Source organism: Mesorhizobium sp. M7A.F.Ca.CA.004.04.2.1, assembly GCF_004022825.1.
In the GTDB taxonomy this organism is placed as follows: Bacteria; Pseudomonadota; Alphaproteobacteria; order Rhizobiales; family Rhizobiaceae; genus Mesorhizobium.
On record NZ_RZPH01001543.1, the window covers coordinates 1 to 844 of the forward strand.

Here is an 844-nt window from a genome sequence, read left to right on the forward strand (position 1 = left end):
ACCGTTCATGACCGCATTGTCGCCGAGCCGTTTTCGCTGCAGCGCCGCAACCCAGCCGGCGGCACCAAGCCGCTGACCGCCTGGGGCTTTGCCAACGAGACCGACGTGCTAACCGACGTCCTGCTCGGCTCGCCCAATTTCCTGCGGCATCTGTCGACCAGTTCGCTGTCGCGCAAGCATCTGCGCGAGGCGCCCTGCAACGTCCAGATCGCCCAGGCACAGCACAAGGACCTGGTCGCCGCCTACGAGCATTTCGGCGTCAACATCCACTGGCACGAGCCGACGCCTGAGCTGCCGATGCAGGTCTATTCCCGCGATTCCAGCGTCATGACGCCTTACGGCGCCTTCATCACCGCCATGGCCAACTGGTGGCGGCGCGGCGAGAACTATGCCGCGATCCGCACCTACGAAAAGCTCGGCATCCCGATCTACGACATGGTCACCGCAGGCACGTTCGAGGGCGGCGACTTCAACGTCATCGAGGACGGCGTCGTGCTGATCGGCTGCGGCGGCGCCCGCACGCAGGAGGAAGGTGCGCGCCAGGTACAGGCCTGGTTCGACAAGGAGGGTTGGGAAACCCGCATCGCCTTCATCGACGAATATTACGTCCATATCGACCTGATGGTGGTGCCGATCGCCGAAAAACTGACCGCTGTCTGCCTCGCCTGCACCGAACCCGGCATTGTCGACTGGTTGAAGGGCAAGGGCCACGAGATCATCGACGTGCCGTTCCAGGATACGATGGCGCTCGGCTGCAACTTCATGTCGCTGGGCAGGGACCGGGTGATCGCGCCGACCTCCAGCCAGGCGCTGATCGGTCAGCTCAAGGCGCGCGGTTTCGAAG

Annotated in this window: 1 protein-coding gene; it reads left to right on the plus strand. The window is 64.1% G+C overall.

Annotated elements, in window-relative coordinates; all coding sequences use genetic code 11:
- A partial coding sequence (locus tag EN893_RS36015) for a dimethylarginine dimethylaminohydrolase family protein (protein ID WP_245490982.1) occupies positions 1-844 on the plus strand: 844 nt, incomplete at both ends.